Below are 2,053 nucleotides of genomic sequence, written 5' to 3' on the forward strand. Positions count from 1 at the left end.
TCAATTGGAATCTGCCCCCGAATGCCCTCCTGATCTGTTCTTGTGGAGGATCATGCCTTGGTCGGTAGCGCTGGGGCGGGAGGCACTGCCAAATGAATCAATCGGCGCGCTGGAAAGGAAATGAGTTGGAAGCCAACCCCGAATGCCACCGAATACCCGTTCACGCCTTGGCTCGAACCGGCCAACGGTATTGACCGCCGGAACACCCTGCGTTGGTTTGTGACTCCCTAGAATCGCGGGGCAAAGGGAGTCAAAAAATGGGTGAAGAAAGCAAACCAGCGACCGGAGCTGAAGTGCCTGGCGAGCAGCCGAACAAGGTTGATCTCCGGGCTGAAGTGCTCGACATTTCTAATCGCGTATATCGGCTGTTGAAGGATGCCCCTTGGGTCGGTCTCGGAGCAGTACTTACCGCGATGGGTGCCGCGATCCTGTATTTCTATTTCCAGTCGATTGACTACGTTCCCCCTGACCTGACCTCGGTCATTGCTGCCAGCGCAGCCGTTGCTGCGCTGGCATTCGCTTTCATGCTTTTGATGGCGTTGTTTTTGATCGCACCTCGCTTGGGCTTTCAAAGTTCAAGGCTGTCTGAAGCCACAAAGGCCACTGAGTCCGCCAGGCGCTTGTGGGGCTTGGACTGGCTATTGGTGGCGTGTCAGTTGATTGGGCCGGGCGGTTTCCTGCTGTTTGTCGCCTTTCGAATGTGGAGTGATTGCAAGGTTGGTTGGATGTATGCAGTGACCCCTGGAGTTGTGTTCTTTCTATTCGGACTGGTCGGCTGGATCCGGGAAGAACGCAAAGAGCGCTGTTCCTTCACTCAGCGAGTGAAGCGCTTTGGGCGCAGTCTGTGGGTGGCGTTTTGGAGTGTGTTTCCGTTCATTGCGCTCTTTTGGTTCTTGATTCCGCAGGAAAGCGTGCAATGGTTGGACTTGATCATGCTGCTGTTGGTGTGGCTCTGCATGGTGTACGTCAATGCGGGGCTCACTCGTGAGCTACCCGTGTGGGTGCTTGCGTTTGTCGGGTTCATGCTGCTGCCCGCGCTGTTGATTTCAGTTCCTACCTTTCTTGGCAGGCCGAGTCTGTTCCCCACCCGGGTTGCTGAGCTGTCTGGCATTCGAGACCAAATACCAAGCGAACTGCGCATTCCAAAAAGCACTTGCTCGCTCATCCAGAGCGGGTTCGAAGCTGGCCAAACCAGCGCTGACTTGATATGCGATACAGGCAGCGAGTGGGGATCGGTCAAAGCGCAGGTGCTCTCCAACCTGGGCGACCGCTGGTTGATCGAGGTGTTTGTTGATGCTGGCGGTAAGCCCGGTGGTGGTGGAAGCCTGCGCATCACCATTCCAGGCGAGGGCGTGCAGACCGTTCGGCGGATGGTCCCCAAAGCGGAATCCTCGGCGAGCTGCAATCCCTGGCCTTGGGGCAAAAGCTAGACCACTTCAACCCTCTAACGACTTGAAAGCGATCAAGCCATGAACAACGCCGCTACCCGATTCAACGGCACGCTCAAGAAGTGGAACCCTCAGCGAGGCTTTGGCTTTGTGGTGGCCGAGCAGGGCGGCCAGGAACTGTTCGTGCATGTGTCTGAACTGCCCCGGGATGGGTGGATACCCGTCATCGGCGAGCCGCTGTCGTTTGAGATCGAGCTGGACGAAAAGGATGGCCGCAAGCGGGCGGTGCGGGTGCGTCGGCCCAGGGTGCCTGTGGCGGCGGCAGCCGCGAAAGTGAGTCGCGCGGAGCAGGCGCGGCACCAGGCTCGCCGGCCACCCCGCCGCGCCGGTTCGGGCTCTTCGTTCGGTACCCGCCTCATCGCTGTGCTGCTGGTCGCCGGTTTGGGTTGGTATGCCTACACCCAATACACCAAGCGGGCCAATGAAGCATCGCGTGCGGCGGCAGCGGCGGTGCCTCAAATCGTGATGAGCAGTCCGCAGGCGCCAGCGGTAGAGCCACAGCTTCAGCCGCCGCCTACGCCTGCGACGAGACCGCAGATTCAGCCGCCGCCCGCCTTCCATTGCGATGGGCGCCAGTACTGCTCGCAGATGACTTCATGCCGCGA

At 59.2% G+C, this 2,053-nt stretch carries 2 protein-coding genes; both read left to right on the forward strand.

Going from position 1 to position 2,053, the window contains the following annotated elements:
* Positions 1 to 257: 257 nt before the first annotated feature.
* The gene (locus ABYB95_RS22435; RefSeq protein WP_372662216.1) at positions 258 to 1,430 is read left to right on the forward strand and encodes a hypothetical protein; all 1,173 of its coding nucleotides are present in this window, start codon (positions 258 to 260) and stop codon (positions 1,428 to 1,430) included.
* 39 nt (positions 1,431 to 1,469) lie between these two features.
* Positions 1,470 to 2,053: cold-shock protein (locus ABYB95_RS22440; protein ID WP_372662219.1), on the forward strand; the 584-nt coding region annotated here is incomplete at its 3' end.

The sequence above is a fragment of the Hydrogenophaga sp. genome, from assembly GCF_041633695.1.
Classification (GTDB): Bacteria; Pseudomonadota; Gammaproteobacteria; order Burkholderiales; family Burkholderiaceae_C; genus Hydrogenophaga.